We start from the raw sequence: 18,827 nt of genomic DNA, 5'->3' as shown, positions 1-18,827 counted from the left end.
TATATCACATTTTAGACAATTTTTATAGTAGAATCCATGTCGTTTTCAAGGAATGTTTTCATAAAAAAAGCTGGGTTTCCCCAACTTTTTTAATAGCGATCACTGCGTCTAAAATGTTTTCTCATTTCTTCTTCTCGGTGCAGGTTATTTTGGTAACTCATCGACAAAATCAAGCCCACACAGATTAGATTGGTGATGAGCGATGACCCCCCTTGAGAGATAAAAGGCAATGGAATCCCTGTCAAAGGCAAAATGCCCAGCGCAGCACCGATATTTTCAAAAATGTGGAACAAAATCATCATGATAAAACCAGTCGCAATGTAAGTGTAAAAACGGTTATTTGACTCAAAAATAACGTGAATCATACGGTAAATCAATAAGAGGTAAAGCCCAAGCACAGCCACACTACCAAGAAAACCAAAGTCCTCTGCAATAACCGTAAAAATCATATCACTTTCACGAACAGGCACCGATAAATCAATGACGTTAAAGCCTTTTCCGGCAAATCCACCACTACCAATCGAAATCATTCCTTGTGTTTGTTGATAGGCGATGGTTCTCGCGTAAGAGAATGGGTCCAACCAAGCAGAAATACGGTTAATTTGGTAAGTATCCATCCCCAAACTATGCAACAAATCTTTGCCGTGCGGCAACAGGAAGATCATCAAGAAACCACCAATCAATAGGACCACTAAGATCAAAACAGGAGCGATAATCCACCAAGAAATCCCTGATAAAAGCACTAAACCAGATAGAATAGCCGCAAAAACCATGGCTGTTCCTAAGTCTTTTTGCAATCCAAGTAAAATCATGACGGGCAAGGTAATCAAGGCAAAGACACCCAATAATTTCCAGTCATTTGCTAAGGAATCTTCCTTGTATTTTTGTCGGAACCAAATGGAATACCGCGACAGCATCAAAATATAGGACACTTTCATAAATTCGGACGGCTGAAATAAGGTCACCGATCCAATAGTTACCCAGTTTTTAGCCCCTGTGGATTCAACCAAGGCTGGACTGTAAAAGATCAAGGGCAAAACCATCAAAACCAAACCCAAACCATATAGATAAGGCGTGATTTTCCATAGAAATTCCGTGCTAAAGAGCATGACAACAAAGGCAATACCGCAACCCAAAAGTATCCAGACCACTTGTTGCGTCATGACCTTCATCACCGCAGTGGGACTGTCATTTGAGGTGGCAATGTAAATGGCTACCAAACCAATCAACAACAGGAAAAAAACGGGTAAAATCACCGAATAATCAACACGACTTTCAATTGAATACTTTCTTTTTGCCATGATACTTCCTTCATTTTTCATCACAATAGAGATAGGTATTTTAGGTAAAATACTTGTCTCTATTATAAAACATCTTGTCTAAAAATAGCTGAACTCAGAAGAACTTTAAAAGGCGTATATGTGAAAAACGCCTTTCTTATGCCAATTCGTCACCTGTCTTCGTCCAAATGACCAGCTACCTTAGAAACGTGGATCTCCCCTGCCGGAATCGAACCAGCAACTACTCCTTAGGAGGGAGTTGTTATATCCATTGAACTAAGGGGAGTTATGAAAAAATCTGTCCCGAGGACAGATTTTTCTCGTTACATAGCAGTGCTCATTAACGACGGATTTCTTTAATACGAGCTGCTTTACCTTGCAATGCACGCAAGTAGTAAAGTTTAGCACGACGCACTTTACCATGACGAACAACTTCGATTTTTTCAACACGTGGTGTATGAACTGGGAAAGTACGTTCTACCCCGATACCACTTGACATTTTACGAACTGTGTACATTTCTGAGATCCCTTGACCTTTACGAGAAATAACCACACCTTCGAAGACTTGGACACGTTCGCGGTTTCCTTCGACAACTTTCGCGTGAACACGAACAGTATCACCAGGGTGGAATGTAGGGATGTCAGTACGTAATTGACTTTCAGTCAAACTTTGAATTAATGGATTCATTCTATTTTTCTCCTATCTTACTAATCATAAGTGCTTGTCCCAGCGGATTAGCCGTATTTCGTGTGTCCATCACACACTCTTACTATTTTAGCAAAAAAGGTAAGTTGTGTAAAGAGATAGAAACCATTTTCGCGAGAGTTTTTTTAGCAAAATAGTCTAGTCTATTTGTGTGGCTTGGTAGTCGCGGGAACGTTTCATGATATCTGAAAAAGTATTAACAATCGTATCCTCAAATGCTTTTTCTTGAACCCTATCGGCTACTTTTTGAAGGACGGCGTGTTCACGGCTTGTGTCTAAGATTGGCTTGCCAACCGTTTTTTTGTAAGCGACGACATCATTGACTAGTTGCATACGTTCTTCCAAAAGCGCCACCAAGTCTGCATCTATGGCATCAATTTTTTGGCGCGTCACATCTAAATCTATCATTGTTTTTCTTACCATTCTTTAAGCTGCACTTTCCTTTTGCATTTTGTTGTTATTTCGGCGTCTAATCACGGTTACTAAGACATAACCAAGAGCGATAATCACACCAAGCACAATCAAACGTCTGACATTACCAGCAATCACAGCGTCACCACCCAAGGCATAAATTAGACTACTCGGAGCCACCCCAATGGTAACATAGGGCAGCCATTTGCGCCAAGGAAGCTTTTCTTCTGCTACATGATAATTGATCAAAATCGTTGGTACAACAGGAATCATGTAGCCTAAAATAATCCCATAATTCTTGTTTTCTAGCGCTTGAATGCCACTAAAACGCTTTTTCAATTTGTTTTCACTATCGGTGATATCCACGACATTGAGCAACTTGATAAAGATAAAATTCCCCAAGACATTTCCTATCAAATTCATGCCAAAGCCGATATAAGGACCATAAACCACCCCATTAAAAATGGCAAAAACGGCATTAGACATAAATGGAATAGCCGCCGTCACAGCCGTCAGAATAACCAAGACCACAAAATTCAAAATAGTCTTATGACGAAGCTGGGAAATCACTCGATTGATTTCAGCTTGCGAATTGGATTCCCAAAAACGCACCAGCAATTCCCAGTGCCCAATCACATAAAGAATAAAATAACCTAGAACTAGAACCACACCAAACAACACCAAGAAGCGGCGGAGTTCATCATAGCCATACTTCACTTTTTTCATCGTTTCACCCTTAAATCATTAGTCTTTCCCAATAAGATTGCTTACTATTGTCTTTTTATTATACTATAAGTCCTTATCGAATGAAAAGGGAATCCTGACACCGTCAGTAAAAAAGAGGTCTTCTGAAGACCCCTTTTCATCTATTATCCATTGACTTTTTGGGAAATAGCTTGCGCAAATGCCTCTAATTTTTGGATGTCCTCATCATCAGCTGACAAGTCCACCTTCACAGACTCAGCTCCTTTAGTTGCTCCTGTTAGAGCAAACTGAGCTTCAAAATCATCAACGGCTTTACAGAAATAATCGTAGAAGGTATCACCAGAACCAACCACACCAAAGACTTTATCTGCCAAATCAACATCAGCAAGGTCTTCGTAGAAATCAACGATTTCATCTGGTAGATCCCCATCACCATAAGTATATGATGCCACGATAGCCACATCGGCATCTTCAAAATCAGCTGCGTCAACAGTTGTGCATTCGTCCACTTCAACGGTATGTCCTAGTGACTCAAAGGCATTTCCAACAATATCAGCAATTTCTTCTGTATTTCCTGTCATGCTAGCATAGACAATTTTTACTAAAGCCATAGTTTCCTCCAAACATAAATTACTTTTATTGTAGCATATTTTATTGAAAAAAGGCTAACAAAAACCGTATTTTTTAGGAAGCTAGGTGCGGATTTGGTCTTAACCAACCTCACTTTCTTCATTGTGATGAAGGTATTGTCTGTCTTTCCTCCATTTCTTGTACAAGGTTGCTACTGAATTTTCCACGTAATTGGGTTTTTCGACACTCGCAGAAACATCTGCATTAGTGGTTTCACCTGTCAAAACCAAGACCGTATCCACGCCTGCTTTTTTCCCACAACGAATATCGGTGTACAAACGATCACCAACCAACATGGTTTCTTCCTTGGTGTAAGGGTTTTGTTTTAAGGCAAAATCCACCATAGCCGTTTCAGGTTTACCGATATAGTAAGGCTCTTTTTTGACCGCATGGGCTATCATTTCACAAATACCTCCACAATCTGGTACATAGCCAAATTCCACAGGGCAGACCATGTCAGGATTAGTTGCCACATAATCCACATCTGCCTTGGTCAATAACCAGCAAACATCCACTAATTTGTCGTAAGTGAGTTGATTATCATAAGACACAAGGACGCAAGCAATGCCTTCCTCATGGCAATCCGTTGTCACACGAATACCGTTGCATTTGAGTTCTTCTTGTAAAGAATCTGTTCCCAAAACATAAATCAATTGGTCAGGATAGTGCGTTTTTAAATAGTACACCGTCACGTACGAAGCCGTGATAAAATTGGCCTCATCACAAGCCACACCCAGTCCTTTGAAAAAGGTCACATAATCAGCAACGCTTTTTGTGGCGTTATTGGTAACAAAAATAAATTGACCACCACTTTGCTTGATGTCTTGTAAAAAAGGTTTAACCCCTGGTATCAATTTGTCACCCAAACAAACCGTACCGTCAATATCAAATAAGAATAATTTCTTCTTGCCTAACATTTGTTTTCCTCCATTTCACGACGTATTTTCAAGGCTAACTCTGGCTCATTGGTAATGATGGCATCCACTCCTGCTGCCATGAATTGCTTGATTAACTGTGGCTCATCCACTGTCCAGACACGCACTTTCACATCTGAATTCTTATAACGCTCTAAAATCTCAGGCATGAGCAATTGGCAAAAACAAGGATGAATGGCTGGCAAACCAGCATTAAGCGTGTAATGTTCTGCATCAACAATGACATCAAAAAAGAGATAGGCCGTCTGGGCTTGCGGGGCAAGGGTCTTGATTTTTTGGATGCTATAATGGTTAAACGATGAATAAATCACACGGTCTTCCATGCTTTTTTCTTGCACCAATTGAACCGTGGCATCCTCGATACCTGGGTACCAAAACAAACTCGTCTTTAGTTCAATATTAAGGACAATGTCGCTATCTTTGACCAATTCCAAAACTTCAGCCAAGGTCGGAATCTTTACCTGACTGTATTCATCGTGTCCACATGAAAAATCCAAGGCGCGCAATTCTTGTAAAGTATGGTCTCTTAGGTAACCTTTTCCATTGCTGACACGCTCCAACTGCTCATCGTGGGCAACCACAAGCACTTGGTCTTTGGTCATTTGAACGTCTAATTCAATACCATCAACTCCTTGGTCAACGGCTTTTTGAAAGGCTTCAAGGGTGTTTTCAGGGGCCTGATGACTGGCTCCTCTATGGGCAAAAATACTAACGGTTTTCATTTTCTCACTCCCAACAATTCTTTAATAATGCTCATAAAAAACGAAACAGGGGGATAATACCTCATCCGCCCTGCTTCATAACTCTATTGTAGCACTCTATTATTCATTTACAAGGTTATACTCTTCAATAGCGTCGTTGATTGAAGATGACATGCTTTCAACAGCTTCATCAACACTTTGTTCACCATTGATGGTTTTTTCAATTTCTGTTTCAACAATAGAACGTGCTTCAGGGAATACACTTAGCAATGCACCAGCATATTCAGGTGAAGAAGCGTGCAATTGCTCAATCGCAGTTTCAAATTGTGGGTATTTGGCAATGTTGTCTTTGAAGACTTGCTCTTCGTGGGCAGCTACTGTTACAGGGAAGTAACCAGTTGAAGCGTTCCAGAAAGCTTGTGATTCTGGTGAGATCAAGAATTTAACAAATTCCCAAGTTGCACGAAGTTTTTTCGGATCGTTGTTGTTCAAAGCCCAAAGTGATGCACCACCGATTGATACGCCACCTTCGTCAGATGAGCTGATTTTAGGGAAGTAAGCTGTTCCTACTTCAAATTTACCGTTAACGTCTTGAAGGATTTGGTTAAGTGATGCTGTTGAACCAAGAGTGATAGCTGATTTACCTGATGAGAAGTCAGCAAGACCAGCATCGCCACCACGACCAACGTTTGGTGCATAACCTTTGTCGTTCAATTCTTTCCAGATTGAAAGGATGTTTTCAGCAGCTCCATTTTCGTCAAAGGCAACTGCTATGGCAATGTCTTCACGACCGTTGCCGTTATTTGCGTAATCAAGGCCTTGTTTGCTGATGAATTGCTCGAAGAACCAACCATAAATACCAAGAGAGATAACTTGGTCAGCGCCACCTTTTTCCATCAATTGACCACCAACTTCGCTAAGCTCTTCCAAGCTATCTGGAATTTCTGTTATGCCAGCTTTGTCAAAGATGTCCTTGTTGTAGTACATGATTGGTGTTGATGAGTTAAATGGCATTGAGTACAATTGGTCATCAATAGTGTAGTAAGCTGACAAGTTTGGCTCGATTTGAGAAAGGTCGTAGTTATCAGCGTCAACCATGTTTTGCATTGGAACAGTCCAACCAGATTCAATCATGAAACGTGTTCCAATTTCATAAACTTGGACAAGGTCTGCTCCCATGTTTCCGATTTGCGCACTCTTCAATTTGTTTAGAGAATCATCGTATTCCCCTTGGTATTGAGCGTTAACCGTGATGCCGTATTCGTTTTCTTCGTTAAAACGGTCCACCAATTCGTCCATTGCTTTGGCAACAGAGCCACCCATAGAATGCCAGAAAGTGATTTCTGTACCGCTAACTTCGTTAGCTGCAGCCATTTCAACGGTTTCAACTTCAACGTTGTCCGTTTTGCTTGATGAGGTTGATGAGCTACCACAACCAGTCAAAGTACCAAGCGTCATTGTTGTAGCAAGAAGCCCTGCCATGATTTTTTTCTTCATTAGGTTTATATATCTCCTTAAAAAATTTTAATTAACACATTAAATTGAGTAAAAAGTAAGTCGGATGCTTTTCTCTTAACCTTTAACGGCACCTGAGAAAATGCCACGAATCAGTTGTTTTTGACCAACAACAAAGATAGCGATAGATGGGATGATAATCATCACAACACCAGCAATCATCAAAGTGATAGATTGCGAATCCACACTATTTAACATACTAATCCCGATCTGAACAGTTCGCATTGACTCAGAACCTGTTACCAACAATGGCCACATATAAAGGTTCCATGCGTTGATGAAGGTGTAAATCGCCATAGCACCAATCGCTGGTTTGGTCAAAGGAAGCAAGATTTTGATGATAAAAGTCAAGTTAGAGCAACCGTCTAATTTAGCTGATTCATACAAAGATTTAGGGAAAGTCATATAGAATTGGCGGAAGAGGAAGATTCCCATCGCCGACGTCAAGTAAGGGACAATCAGTACAGGATAAGTATCCAATAATCCAAGCTTACCAACGGTTAAATAGTTTGAGATAATAGTTGCCTCTCCAGGCACCATCATGGTAGCCATGACAATCATGAAGAGAATGCCTTTTCCTTTGAATTCTAAAAACGAGAAGGCAAAGGCAGCTAGCGAGCAAGAAATAATCTGACCAACCGTAATGCAACTCGCAATGATGAAAGAATTCAGGATGAATCGCATCAACGGTACTTGCGTGATGGCATTTTTAAAGTTATCAAGGGTCGGATTTTTTGGGAAGAGGTTTAGCTCAGTGGTAAACAACTCACCAGATGGCATAAAGGCAATGCTTACTGCGTACAAGAGTGGCAACAAAATAATCAAAGCCACCACGATATTGGTCAGCAAGCGAAAACCTGTTTTAGCCCTTTTCTTAGCTAGAGCCTTGGCACGCATAGTTTCCTTGATATCAACAATTTGCTCTTGCGTGAGCGTTTCTTGACAATAGAGTTCCATTTCTCCCATTTGTTCCATTAGTATTTCACTCCTTTCTTTTCAACTTTGAACATCACAAGCGTGATGAGCATGATAATGATAAATAAGATAACCGATTGTGCCGCTGCACTACCAAACTTGTAGTTAAAGAAGGCATCACGGTAAATAGAGTACACTATCACGTTGGTTGTTTCGTTTGGCCCACCTTCTGTCAAGATTTTGATTTGTCCAAATGACTGAAAAGCTTGAATGATGTTGACCACAAGGGTATAAAACATGATTGGTGACAAACCTGGTAAGGTTAAGTGGAAAAATTGTTGTAGCGGGCTTGCCCCATCAAGAGAGGCACGTTCGTAGATGCTATCGTCGATATTACCAAGTCCTGCTGAAAAATACAGGAAGTTAATCCCACTATTTAGCCAAGCTGTTAGGAAAGCCACACAGTAAAGCGCTGTATTAGGATCATTTAACCAATTGATATCTAAGCCCAAAAGCTTATTCACAATTCCGACAGCTGGGTGGAGCATGATTTGGAAAATCATGGCTGCCGAACTTGAGGCAATCGCCATTGGCAAAGCGTAAACCGTACTAAAGGCACGAATACCAGGAAAAGCTTTGTTGCATAGTAGAGCGGTAATCAAGCCCAGGAACATTCCTCCAAGAACAACAATCGCCACAAAAATCAAGGTAACGCCCAAACTGTTGCGGAAAGAATCCGATTGCAGCAAGTTTTGGTAGTTTTCAAAACCAACAAATAACTTGGCTTCACCCAGTTTATTGGTCTTGAAAAAGCTTAGGTAAATGGTTTTGAAAAATGGATAAAATAGGAATACGGCAAAAATAAGCAAACTTGGAACCAGGTAACCATAAGGACCCACGCTTATTTTTTTAATCTTTTTTCCCACGTCACAGCTCCTCTCTATATAACAAGTTTTCTTGCGTTTCTAAATCAAACACGTGAATTTTCTCAGGGTCAAAGTACAATTCAATGGATTCTCCAGCCGCTGTGTTATTGTCAGGGCTTAGGCGAACACAGTGGTTGCGCTCTGATTCACGGAAGTAAAGAATAACCTCAGAACCAAGTAACTCACGCGAATCCACACGTTCCACGATGCATTGGCTAAAGGTGTCAAAGCCACTTTGTCTAGCTTCTGCTTTTTCGTGGATATCCTCAGGACGAATACCCAATTGCACGGTTTTGCCAACAACATCTTTCAAGCGAAGGCTATCGGCTTGCGTTGGGTAAACTTTCTTATCTTGTTGTTCACCAAAGATGAGAACCACACGGTCTTTTTCTTTTTGAACCACAGCCTCAAAGAAATTCATTGACGGTGAACCAACAAATTCTGCGACAAATCGGTTGATTGGGTTATTGTAAAGCACAGACGGTGCCGCGATTTGTTGAATGACCCCTTCTTTCATGACAACAATTTTGGTTCCTAGGGTCATGGCTTCGGTCTGGTCATGCGTCACATAAATAATCGTGATACCCAATTCCTTATGCAATTTTGCTAGTTCGATACGCATTTGCGCACGCAACTTGGCATCTAAGTTTGACAAGGGCTCATCCATGAGGAAAACTTTTGGACGGCGGATAATGGCACTACCAATGGCCACACGTTGCTTTTGCCCACCTGACAAATCTGATGGACGGCGGTCCAACAAATGTTCGATATCAAGAATTTGAGCAATCTGATGCACTTTTTTGTCGATTTCTTTTTTAGGCGTTTTCCGAACTTTCAAGGCAAAAGCCAGATTGCTATAAACCGTCATGCTTGGGTAAAGAGCGTAGTTTTGGAAAACCATGGACATATCTCTTTCCTTGGGTTCTGAGTAATTACTAAGTTCCCCATCAATCCAAAGTTCCCCGTCGCTAATCTCTTCAAGACCAGCAATCATGCGAAGAGTTGTTGACTTGCCACACCCAGACGGTCCAACAAAAATCACAAACTCTTTATCGTAAATATCTAAGTTAAAATCTCGTACGGCGTAATTCTTATTTTTGTATTCTTTGCAAATATTTTTTAATGCAATTTCTACCACACTTTTTGGTTCCTTCCATATCTTTTTTACTCTATTAATCATACATGACGAACGTTCTTGTCTTCTATCTTGTTTTTGTAAAGTTTTTATCAAAATTCATGGCCTAGGTCATTTTTAAAGTGTGGTATAATGAAAAGATAAGAGAATCTTTAAAACGATGGGAGATATCATTATGAATACATTCGCAGAAATTGTGGACGCTATTAAAGCCTATGACACCATTATTATTCACCGTCACCAAAGACCTGACCCTGATGCTATCGGTAGTCAGGTGGGCTTGCGTGATATTATTAGGGAGAATTTTCCAACTAAAACCGTCTTAGCAACAGGTCAAGATGAACCAACCCTTGCTTGGTTAGCCCAAATGAACGAGGTCAGCGACGATGACTACGCTAATGCCTTGGTTATTGTCACTGATACGGCTAATCGCCCTCGAGTTGATGACGAACGTTACCACACAGGTCAATTTCTCATTAAAATTGACCACCACCCAAATGATGACCCTTACGGAGATTTGATGCACGTGGATACGAGTGCTTCTAGTGCCAGTGAAATCATTACCGACCTTGCTTTAAGCACGCATTTGACCGTGCCAACGTCTGCCGCACGCCTCTTGTATTGTGGTATTGTTGGTGATACAGGACGCTTTCTCTACCCTGCAACAAGCAGCAAAACCTTCCAAATGGCGGCCAAACTTAGAAGCTACGACTTTGATTTTGCACAATTGAGCCGTCAAATGGATTCCTTCCCATTGAAAATTGCTAAACTCCAAGGTTATGTTTTGGAACACCTTGAAGTGGATGATAGTGGGGCTGCGCGTGTGCTATTAACCCAAGACGTGCTCAAGGAATTTAACGTGACCGAAGCAGAAACCTCTGCTATCGTGAGCCTTCCTGGCAAAATCGATACCGTTCAATCTTGGGGTGTTTTCGTTGAGCAAGCTGACGGTCATTATCGCGTTCGCCTCAGAAGTAAAACACAAGTCATCAACGGAATTGCCAAACGTCACGACGGTGGCGGACACCCTCTTGCCAGTGGGGCCAACTCTTACAGCTTGGAAGAAAACGAATCCATTTTCCAAGAAATCAAAGACCTCTTGCAAGCCACAAAAGACTAGAAAACCGTCCTATTTTTTCTATTTATTTGGAGAAAAGACTTGCCAAGGACGTATTTATTTGATAAAATGTAAGAGTTAAATAACTATGATGCGGAAAGTATCATGGCAGAAAGGAAATCTTTTTTAAAATGAGACAAAACATTCACCCAGAATACCGTCCAGTAGTATTTATGGATACAACTACTGGTTACAAATTCCTTAGCGGTTCTACTAAATCATCTAACGAAACTGTAGAATTCGAAGGTGCTACTTACCCACTTATCCGTGTGGAAATTTCATCAGATTCACACCCATTCTACACAGGTCGTCAAAAATTCACTCAAGCAGATGGTCGTGTGGATCGTTTCAACAAAAAATACGGCTTCAAATAAGAAGTACGATTTACGACTTAAACCATTCGAGAAATCGAGTGGTTTTTTGTGTACGTTTCTTATCAATTCAAGGCACTAATCACAAAAGCTTGAAGTTAGCAACTTCAAGCTTTTGTGATTAGTGAGCAACCATGTCTTGGGCGATTTCTTTTCCAGTCAAATCATCAGGGTAATAGGTAGGCCAATGCGACATCTCTTTCAAGAGGGCTTTTTGGCTTTTACCACCCCAGAAAATGTGGAAATGGGTCGAATCTGTTTCAGAGATATTGTGGTCGCTAAATTGCACGTATTTGAATTCACCAGCATTTGGATCGTCGGTTTCAAATAGGTAACGCACGCCACGATTGCCTTTTTCATAGGTCAAGACCTTATAGCCACTGTATTTATAAGTAAATTGATACTTTTGGTCGCCTTTGATAAAGGTGATGGTATTCTTTTTGCCATTAATATTGATGTGGTCAACGTCGGTCTGATAGCCTGTGGTGTAATAGTCTTTGTATTCCTCAGCTGTTTTTTCCCCTTTTGACAACTGAGCCTTGTATTCCCAGACTTGGTCGAGATCACCGTTAACGAGATAAGGGTAAACCGACTGCCATTTTCCTGACCAATCTTTCAAAGAACGGTCGGTGATATCTTTGTCTTTAAAATAGCCGTTTTCTACGGTTTTGCCGGTGTCCTCTTCTGCTTTAATGGTCTTACCAGCAACATCTGTCGTCAATTCCAGAGCCTTGAGATTGGCTTTCATCTCACTAATGTAATTCTCGCCTGATTTCATCTCTTTGCTGGTCAAACTTTCAATGGGATTGAGGACAGCGGTCTTAACACCTGTTTCATCCGCCAAGGTTTCTGCTACCTTACTTGAGGCATTTTTTTCAAAATAAATATAGCGGATATCGTATTTTTGGACATATTTAGCCAGATTAACCAAACGTTTGGCTGACGGTTCGCTATCTGCTGAAATACCTGTAATCGGAATTTGCGTCAAACCATAATCTAAAGCCAAGTAGCCAAAGGCTGCGTGCTGAGTGACGAAGCTTTTTTGCTTGGCTTGGGACAATTTATCCGTGTACAAAGCGTCAAGGTCACTTAGTTCTGTTAGGTAGGCTGCTGCATTATTGGTAAAAACTTCAGCTTTATCAGGGTATTTGGCGATAAAGGCATCTCGGATATTTTCCACCAACATCATTGCACGCTTGGGCGACAACCAGACATGGGGATCGTAGGCATGAGAGTGCCCTTCGTGGCTTTCCCCTTCTTCTTCCTCCTCAGTCGTGCCAGCCAAGAGCAACATATCACCTGTTGCTTTCACTACGGTCAATTGTGGGGCTTTGACAGAAGATACCACGCTATCCACCCAGGTTTCCATATTGTCATCTAGATAAACAAAAACATCAGCATCTGAAATAGTGGCAATATTTTTGGTTGATGGCTCAAAATCATGGGGTTCCGTTCCTGCTTTTACCAACATAGTAACATCAGCTGTGTCACCTGTGACCGCCTTGGTAAATTCATACACTGGGTAGAAAGTGGTTACCACGCTGATTTTATCATCTGCAGCGACAGGCTTGTTGGCTCCTGTCAAGCAAAGTAAAAGCAAGGCAACACCTGCGACAATCGTTACAAACAGTCTTTTCATAACACTCCTTTTATTAACTGGTTAATATTTTACTGGTTAAGTATACCATATTCTCCCGTTTTTGCAAGGTTTTCTTTTCAAAATAGCAAAAAATCCTTTGGGAGACTGGCTCCCAAAGGATTTACTAGTTTAATATTAGTCACTAACTGAAAAATGATTGGTCATCAAGTTACTTGCATCAAAAAGAACCTTATTCAACAAGTCTTGGGTTTGTTGCTGTACGTCATCACTCATGGCTTGGTTTTCAGCGTCAAAATCTACTTTTTCGCCTCTAGCCAAAGCAGCATCGACACGACCAATGCGAGCATGACCAGCCGCCATTGTGCTTTCAACGTAGGCTTCGATATCCCCTTCGTGTTGGTGGAAATGCGGGTCAGCAATGGCAGCAATCAAACGGTTTGCCCAGTAGAAGGAATCCGTTGACACGTTGGCACCTGTATTGGAAAAGTAGGCTGGTGTTGTTGAAATTTGAGTAAAGAACGGCACCATTGTACCAAATGGCATTGAGCCATAGGCCAGCCACTGAATACCAGTGGTGTCATGTGGTTTGTCAGGGCGCAATTGAAGAATAGCGGTTTGACTGGTACGATTGATACCAATGGTACGGAAGGCACGTTGGGTTACCTTATTGCCTTCTGGTCCGTAAGGGTCAAATTCCGTATCTTGATAATGGTTGCTAAGCACGTATTTGACGTCTTCGATAGTGATTTTGCGATAAGGTTTTTGTGCCCAAGGAATGAAGAAACTGCGAGGGTCTTGTTTGATTTCAGGGTTTAAGAAACGTTGCATAGCCCAAGCGCGTGGAGTGTTGTAGTGACGGTCTTTGTCACGTTGGCTACCAAAGGCATAACGTGGGTTGAAATGCTCATTTGAATAAGTCAAATCAAGGTTGTTATCCTCAATAAAATCACGCAAACCAGTTGAATACATATATTCGTCTGGATTGTTAAATTCAAAATGGTCAATACCTAGTTGGTTAGGATTGGTCACGTAACAATCATCTGGCACACGACGGGCAATCCAGTGGTGTCCTCCAACGGTTTCTAGCCACCAGATTTCATCGACATCTGAAAAGGCCACGCCGTTTGACTCGTAAGTTCCATAGGTTTCAAGAATTTCACCAAGGCGTTTTACCCCTTCACGCGCTGTGCGAACATAAGGTAATACCAAAGTCAGCATATCTTCTTCACCAATTCCTGATGCAACGAGCGGATCAGCTCCTAAAACACGCGCATTGGTCGTGATGGTTTCAGTTTCGCTCATGGCAACATTGGCTTCGTTGATACCTGCTTCTCCCCAAATCCCGTCCTTGCGCAAGGCATCTGGCACAGAAGTATAACGCATGGGATTGTCAGGCAAATCAATCTCAAATGATGACAAAACTGATTTGTAGTGGCGAGGTTGGTCCTCAGGTTTCACCACGATAAATTGTTTTGGGGTAAATTCGCCACTTTGTGAGTCTTCAGTTCGCGCAATGATGGTTGAGCCATCATAAGAAGCGTCTTTTCCTACTAAAATCGTTGTACATGACATAAGTCATCTTCCTCCTAATTATGATAAACTTTCTGCTAATTTATTGATTTTACGCAAACGGTGATTGACGCCGCTCTTGGTTAATCCGTTGCCCAAGGTGTCAGCAATTTGCTGCAGCGAATAATCAGGGTGAGCCACTCTGATTTTAGCCACTTGTTGCAATTCAATTGGCAAGGTATCCAGACCAACGGTATCCATGATGGTGATGATATTGTTAATAGTTTTCATGCTGGCCATCACGGTTTTGGCAATATTGGCCGTTTCAGCGTTGTTGGCACGGTTAACATCGTTGCGAGTTTCACGCATGATTTTCACTTCTTCAAACACATCCTTGGAATCTACCGCACCGATAATCAAGAGAAAATCCATGATATCTTCAGCCTTTTGCAGATACGTCACTGCACCACTCTTGTGCTCGATGACCTTGGCATCCAAGATGAATTTTCGCATGAGATTAGCTAAGTCTTCCGCGTGGTCTTGGTAAACGGAAAAAATTTCCAACTGGTACTTGCCTGATTCTGGGTCCCGAATGGTTCCTGTCGCCAAAAAGGCCCCTCGTAAATAAGCCCGTCCCTTGTCATCATCTTCTAAAATCAAGGGATTAATACCTGTTTCGATACCAAAAAAGGAATCTGCCAACTGCAAATCATTTAAAATGTCTTTGACGTCCGTCGCGACAAAGACATGGTAAACACGATTTTTGCGTAAGTTAGTCTTTTGGTGGTAACGAATTTCTGGCTGAACCTTGTAGAGGGTTTCTATCAAAGCATAGATGTGGCGAGCAATTTTGGCATTTTCAGTAGTGATAGACAGAGTCAAACGGTTGCCATTTAACCCCAAACTCCCTGACATTTTGATGATGGCTGATAATTCGCTCTTGTCAAACCGCGATTGGTTAATCAATTCTTCTTTGACTTTTACTGTAAAACTCATCTTTCTTTTGACCTCAATAGGTTCATCAATTCTCGCACCACATAGTCCCCATTGTGAAAAGCACCGCCATTTTCCAAACGAAGAAAATCCGATGAAATCACACGTTTCACTTGCTGGCGTAGTCCTTTAAAATCATGCTCCACCTGAACCAGATACTCGTCAAATTGGTTGGAATTCATGTAATCCTGCGGCACTTCTTGGATATTCACCAAAACGGTGTCAATGGCATCTTGTCCTAAGTGACGGTTCAAGACTTCCACGTGGTTGGCATCGGTAAAATGCTCGGTTTCGCCGTATTGTGTCATGATATTACACACATAAGCCACCTCAGCAGACGTATCCAGCAGAGCTTGCTTGATTTCTGGGATAACCAAGTTAGGCAAAATCGAAGTAAAGAGAGAACCTGGCCCCAGCACAATCATATCACTGTTTAAAATGGTTTCGACTACTTTACGGCTGGCAGTTGGCTCTTCGTTGTTGTAGGTATTGGTCACATAAACATGGTCAATCATGCCCTTGTAGTCAGCAATGTAGCTCTCCCCAGTCACCTCATGACCGTCTTTGAAAACCGCATGCAGGGTCAAAGGGTTCTCACTTGCAGGGTAAATCTTGCCTGTAACGTGAAAGAACTTGGTTAACAATTGCATGGCATTGTAGGTTGAGCCTTGCATTTCAGCAATTCCTGAAATAATCAGATTGCCCAAAGGGTGTCCTGCCAAAGCACCGTCGCTATCTGCAAACCGGTACTGAAAGACTTTTTCGTAAAATTTAGGCATATCACTCATGGCAACTAGCACATTGCGCAAGTCACCTGGTGGGGTCAATTGCATCACCGAACGCAATTTTCCTGAACTGCCACCGTCGTCTGCAACCGTTACAATAGCAGTGATATCCACCTCTTCGTGCCTTAAACTATTTAAAATGATAGGTATCCCCGTTCCGCCTCCAATAACAGTAACCTTCGGTTTTCTCATGAACGATTAACAGTCTCCTTACGACGATTTTTATCACGGTGGGTTTCATTGACCACCCAGTCTGTTTTCAAGTCTTCTGCTAGGCGATGGGCAAAGGCAACGCTACGGTGTTGACCTCCTGTACAACCAATCGCAATGGTTAAGACTGATTTGCCTTCTTTTTGGTAGCCTGGTAGGATTGGTTTTAAAAGGCCAATCAAATGTTGGTAAAAGGCTTCGGATTCCTCGTGGTCCATAACGTAATCATAGACATCCTTGTCCAATCCGGTTAAGTTACGCAATTCTGGTTTGTAGTAGGGATTTGGCAAGAAACGTACGTCAAAAACCAAATCCGCATCCAAAGGCAGGCTGTATTTGAAACCAAAGCTCATCACTTCAATATGGAAAGAAGCTTGGTTTTGCTCACTTGAAAATTGCTCAGAAATGGTTTTGCGCAACTGGCGTGGGGTCAAATCTGTGGTATTGACCACATTTTGGCTCAGATTTTTTAGAGGTGCTAGCAACTCACGCTCCAATTTAATCCCGTCCAAAATGCGGCCATCCGCTGCTAGTGGGTGGCTACGACGCGTTTCCTTGTAACGTGATACCAATTCACCATCTGTGGCATCTAAGAACAAGATTTTTACGTCAATATTGGGACTGGCATCAATTTGGTCTAAGACAGAATTGATTTCGTTAAAAAAGAGCCTGCTACGCATATCCACCACAAGTGCCACGCGGTTATTGTCGCTTGATTGTTCCACCAATTCAATAAACTTAGGCACTAAGGCAGGGGGCATATTATCAATCGTAAAATACCCTAAATCTTCAAAGGATTGAATGGCAACTGTTTTTCCAGCGCCACTCATCCCAGTTACAATGACTAAATGAATAGTTTTATCAGACATAGTCCTTCTCCCCTGATTCTGTTGCTTTTATTATAACAAATTTAAGCCAGTCTGCACGCTAAATGTTCCTACTTCTTCTCGGTTGCTTTTTGTAATTTAGCGATTTCTTCTCGCAAGATTTGGTTTTGCTCTTTCAAATCCACTACCTGATTGGTGACTGAGGCCAGCATTTCGGTTTGCAATTTTTGAATTTCCAGTAAATCTGACTGGTCTTGTTGCACCAAGTGGTCCAATTTTTTGTGCAAAAATCGGATTTCTTCTTCAGACACCTTGTTGACATTGTAGTCGTTTTTGGCTTGCAAGCGGTCATAATCTGAGGCACGGTTTTGGCTCATCATAATCAAAGGGGCTTGAATGGCTGCGATAGTTGATAGGGCGAGATTAAGCAAGATAAATGGGTATTTGTCAAAAGCAATCCCAAACGGTTGAATGATATTGATTAGCATCCAAACTGCCATAAAGACGATAAAGGAAATGATAAAGGTCCAAGAACCCCCAAACCGAGCCACGTCGTCCGCGATTTTTTGCCCAAAAGTAATTTTCTTATCCAATTGGTCTTGGATATCCAAGGCAGCGTAATTTTCATCATTTGCCACCCCGTGAACCGCCTCACGAATGAACTCATTTTTACAGTTGGCTTGGTCGATAATTTCCTCTAAAAGCTGCATTCGATAAGGCGTCAGCTGTTTATAACTGATAAAATCACCGTCTTGCAGATCAGGATGACTTTGTCTGAGAAGGTGGTGCAAACGCGTGTCCATTTCAGATAAAAAGCTACCTTCTGCTACTGGGTATAAGCGATGGTCAATAGCATCACGAACCCTATTGTCATTTTTCATAATTACCCTCTTTCTTTGTTGCTCTCACAAGCTCTTAGTCACAATCGTCACGGTCAATGATAACCCCCATTACCGTCAAATGACCATTGCTAATCAGGGTCAAAACCAAACGTGACAATTCCTTTGCTGGCATGGCAAAATCTGACTTAATCCACCACAGCAAAGTCCCTGTGAAAATACTGGTCAAATAAGCCACCACAAACTCTGTTGGAACTTGCTTGCCTGATTCCGTCACATTTAGCTTGGCCAGTAAATGGTCGTACTTGTCATGCATCAAGCTTCCAAATTGTTCTTGCATGACTTCTTGGGAAATAATACGCAAGACAATTTTAGCAATCGATGGATTTTTTTCAAGTCCTCGGTAAAAGTCTGCCAAGAGTTTTTCGGCACGTTTGAGCTTGACTGTGTCACCTTTGGCGATTTGTGCTGCCTCAATCATATCTGACATTTGGTCCACAATTTGTTGTTGAATCCCATCACGAAGCTCGTCTTTGTCAGCATAGTGGGCATAAAAAGTGGCGCGGTTAATCATAGCCTCATCCGCAATGTCTTGAATCGTAATCTTTTCATAAGATTTCTCACTCAAAAGTTTTGCAAAGGCATCAAAAATCAACTTCTCGGTTCTTAAATAGCGAATATCTGTAAATTTCATCCGTCTTCCTCCAAGATAATCAA

The 18,827-nt window shown here is 41.6% G+C and carries 20 protein-coding genes and 1 tRNA gene; 2 read left to right on the top strand and 19 right to left on the bottom strand.

The window, feature by feature from the left end:
* Nucleotides 1-89 precede the first annotated feature (89 nt).
* From ACFORE_RS06150 to ACFORE_RS06095, 12 genes are all read right to left on the bottom strand, one after another.
* The gene (locus ACFORE_RS06150; protein ID WP_154454221.1) at nucleotides 90-1,301 is read right to left on the bottom strand and encodes an FtsW/RodA/SpoVE family cell cycle protein; all 1,212 of its coding nucleotides are present in this window, start codon (nucleotides 1,299-1,301) and stop codon (nucleotides 90-92) included.
* A 193-nt stretch (nucleotides 1,302-1,494) separates the two neighbouring features.
* A tRNA-Arg gene (locus ACFORE_RS06145) sits at nucleotides 1,495-1,566 on the bottom strand.
* A gap of 54 nt (nucleotides 1,567-1,620) precedes the next feature.
* The gene (gene rplS / locus ACFORE_RS06140; protein WP_154454220.1) at nucleotides 1,621-1,968 is read right to left on the bottom strand and encodes a 50S ribosomal protein L19; all 348 of its coding nucleotides are present in this window, start codon (nucleotides 1,966-1,968) and stop codon (nucleotides 1,621-1,623) included.
* Between the two features lie 156 nt (nucleotides 1,969-2,124).
* Nucleotides 2,125-2,391, bottom strand: coding sequence for a chorismate mutase (locus ACFORE_RS06135; protein ID WP_167829248.1), 267 nt, complete (start codon nucleotides 2,389-2,391; stop codon nucleotides 2,125-2,127).
* A gap of 21 nt (nucleotides 2,392-2,412) precedes the next feature.
* On the bottom strand, nucleotides 2,413-3,123 hold the full coding sequence (locus ACFORE_RS06130; protein ID WP_294049966.1) for a TVP38/TMEM64 family protein: 711 nt from the start codon (nucleotides 3,121-3,123) through the stop codon (nucleotides 2,413-2,415).
* Nucleotides 3,124-3,266: 143 nt separating this feature from the next.
* On the bottom strand, nucleotides 3,267-3,713 hold the full coding sequence (locus ACFORE_RS06125; RefSeq protein WP_154454218.1) for a flavodoxin: 447 nt from the start codon (nucleotides 3,711-3,713) through the stop codon (nucleotides 3,267-3,269).
* A 99-nt stretch (nucleotides 3,714-3,812) separates the two neighbouring features.
* The gene (locus ACFORE_RS06120) at nucleotides 3,813-4,649 is read right to left on the bottom strand and encodes an HAD-IIA family hydrolase (protein WP_293678463.1); all 837 of its coding nucleotides are present in this window, start codon (nucleotides 4,647-4,649) and stop codon (nucleotides 3,813-3,815) included.
* Nucleotides 4,643-5,389, bottom strand: a complete 747-nt coding sequence (locus tag ACFORE_RS06115; protein ID WP_380435052.1) for a glycerophosphodiester phosphodiesterase — start codon at nucleotides 5,387-5,389, stop codon at nucleotides 4,643-4,645. The genes ACFORE_RS06120 and ACFORE_RS06115 overlap by 7 nt, the downstream gene beginning before the upstream one ends.
* Nucleotides 5,390-5,488: 99 nt before the next feature.
* Nucleotides 5,489-6,865: an ABC transporter substrate-binding protein gene (locus tag ACFORE_RS06110; RefSeq protein WP_293678467.1), complete on the bottom strand. Its 1,377-nt coding sequence runs from the start codon at nucleotides 6,863-6,865 to the stop codon at nucleotides 5,489-5,491.
* 75 nt (nucleotides 6,866-6,940) lie between these two features.
* Complete coding sequence (locus tag ACFORE_RS06105; RefSeq protein ID WP_380435051.1) at nucleotides 6,941-7,858, bottom strand: carbohydrate ABC transporter permease; 918 nt, start codon at nucleotides 7,856-7,858, stop codon at nucleotides 6,941-6,943.
* Nucleotides 7,858-8,724, bottom strand: a complete 867-nt coding sequence (locus ACFORE_RS06100; RefSeq protein WP_168260543.1) for a carbohydrate ABC transporter permease — start codon at nucleotides 8,722-8,724, stop codon at nucleotides 7,858-7,860. Before ACFORE_RS06100 ends, ACFORE_RS06105 begins: the two co-directional genes overlap by 1 nt.
* A gap of 1 nt (nucleotide 8,725) precedes the next feature.
* Nucleotides 8,726-9,862 carry an ABC transporter ATP-binding protein gene (locus ACFORE_RS06095; protein ID WP_269725526.1) on the bottom strand — a complete coding sequence of 379 codons (1,137 nt, stop codon included), beginning with the start codon at nucleotides 9,860-9,862 and terminating at the stop codon, nucleotides 8,726-8,728.
* Between the two features lie 172 nt (nucleotides 9,863-10,034).
* Here ACFORE_RS06095 and ACFORE_RS06090 point away from each other — a divergent pair, with 172 nt between their 5' ends.
* Complete coding sequence (locus tag ACFORE_RS06090; RefSeq protein ID WP_154454212.1) at nucleotides 10,035-10,979, top strand: DHH family phosphoesterase; 945 nt, start codon at nucleotides 10,035-10,037, stop codon at nucleotides 10,977-10,979.
* Between the two features lie 128 nt (nucleotides 10,980-11,107).
* Nucleotides 11,108-11,350, top strand: a complete 243-nt coding sequence (locus ACFORE_RS06085) for a type B 50S ribosomal protein L31 (protein ID WP_154454211.1) — start codon at nucleotides 11,108-11,110, stop codon at nucleotides 11,348-11,350.
* A 118-nt stretch (nucleotides 11,351-11,468) separates the two neighbouring features.
* Here the strand turns inward: ACFORE_RS06085 and ACFORE_RS06080 are convergent, their stop codons facing one another.
* From ACFORE_RS06080 to ACFORE_RS06050, 7 genes are all read right to left on the bottom strand, one after another.
* Nucleotides 11,469-12,986, bottom strand: coding sequence for a zinc ABC transporter substrate-binding protein AdcA (locus ACFORE_RS06080; RefSeq protein ID WP_154454210.1), 1,518 nt, complete (start codon nucleotides 12,984-12,986; stop codon nucleotides 11,469-11,471).
* Nucleotides 12,987-13,121: 135 nt separating this feature from the next.
* Nucleotides 13,122-14,519, bottom strand: coding sequence for a C69 family dipeptidase (locus ACFORE_RS06075; RefSeq protein WP_168260539.1), 1,398 nt, complete (start codon nucleotides 14,517-14,519; stop codon nucleotides 13,122-13,124).
* Nucleotides 14,520-14,537: 18 nt separating this feature from the next.
* On the bottom strand, nucleotides 14,538-15,452 hold the full coding sequence (whiA, locus tag ACFORE_RS06070; protein WP_154454208.1) for a DNA-binding protein WhiA: 915 nt from the start codon (nucleotides 15,450-15,452) through the stop codon (nucleotides 14,538-14,540).
* Entirely contained in the window at nucleotides 15,449-16,426 is a 978-nt protein-coding gene (locus ACFORE_RS06065) for a YvcK family protein (RefSeq protein ID WP_154454207.1), read from the bottom strand. Before ACFORE_RS06065 ends, whiA begins: the two co-directional genes overlap by 4 nt.
* Nucleotides 16,423-17,313 carry an RNase adapter RapZ gene (gene rapZ / locus ACFORE_RS06060; RefSeq protein ID WP_154454206.1) on the bottom strand — a complete coding sequence of 297 codons (891 nt, stop codon included), beginning with the start codon at nucleotides 17,311-17,313 and terminating at the stop codon, nucleotides 16,423-16,425. The genes ACFORE_RS06065 and rapZ overlap by 4 nt, the downstream gene beginning before the upstream one ends.
* 68 nt (nucleotides 17,314-17,381) lie before the next feature.
* Nucleotides 17,382-18,152 (bottom strand): DUF1003 domain-containing protein, encoded by a 771-nt coding sequence (locus tag ACFORE_RS06055; protein ID WP_294607708.1) that lies wholly within the window; start codon nucleotides 18,150-18,152, stop codon nucleotides 17,382-17,384.
* A 34-nt stretch (nucleotides 18,153-18,186) separates the two neighbouring features.
* Nucleotides 18,187-18,804, bottom strand: a complete 618-nt coding sequence (locus ACFORE_RS06050) for a TetR/AcrR family transcriptional regulator (protein ID WP_154454204.1) — start codon at nucleotides 18,802-18,804, stop codon at nucleotides 18,187-18,189.
* Between the last annotated feature and the right edge of the window lie 23 nt (nucleotides 18,805-18,827).

The sequence above is a fragment of the Streptococcus alactolyticus genome (assembly GCF_042649785.1).
Lineage (GTDB): Bacteria > Bacillota > Bacilli > Lactobacillales > Streptococcaceae > Streptococcus > Streptococcus alactolyticus.
Note: the sequence above shows the minus strand (reverse complement) of the source record. Positions and strands in the feature narration are given on the sequence as shown.